At 39.3% G+C, this 638-nt stretch carries 1 protein-coding gene; it reads left to right on the top strand.

Annotation, left to right across the window (positions count from 1 at the left end; all coding sequences use genetic code 11):
* Window positions 1–638: hypothetical protein (locus Q0822_RS18190; protein ID WP_299126396.1), on the top strand; the 638-nt coding region annotated here is incomplete at both ends.

The following is a 638-nucleotide window of genomic DNA, read 5'->3' as shown; positions in this document are numbered from 1 at the left end:
CTTACTCATTATTTGGCTGCAGATAATCAAATAGTGAATACAGATTATATGCAAATACGATATGATGCACCAATTTCAGCTGCATCAAACAGGTATGTTGCAATTACAGAAAGAAACAGTAATAATCGCCTTAGAATTCAGGCACTTGATGCTTCTGGAGGTCTTATAGGAACAGGAATAGAGGTAAATCCAGGGAATTATTTTGATACAACAGTACCAGCAATACCAAGTACAGGAGGTGGAGCTCAAAATATTGGAATGGCTGTTTATCCTCTGACAAGTTTCTTAACTTCAGGGAGTGATATTTATGGTTTTAGAGTGACACAATCTGGTGCTTCAGGAGGTGACGGAGGAGATGGAAAGGTATTTGTAATGTTCGATCCAGCATTTTTAACACCACCACCAACAATTGATGTAACAACAAGCGGTGTTCAACCAACTTGTCCATCAAATGAAGGTTCAATTACAATAGATGCCACTGATAACGGAGGTGGCACAATAGAATACAGTGTTAATGGAGCAGCAGGTCCATGGCAAGCTTCTAATGTGTTTAACAATTTACCACCAGCAACATATACACCTGCGGTTAGATACCAAGCAACACCAACTTGTCTTGCGGTATCTATCAATCCTATTAC

The organism is uncultured Winogradskyella sp., from assembly GCF_947496485.1.
Lineage (GTDB): Bacteria > Bacteroidota > Bacteroidia > Flavobacteriales > Flavobacteriaceae > Winogradskyella.
The sequence above is the reverse complement of the archived record's forward strand: the minus strand, read 5'-3'. Positions and strand labels throughout refer to the sequence as shown.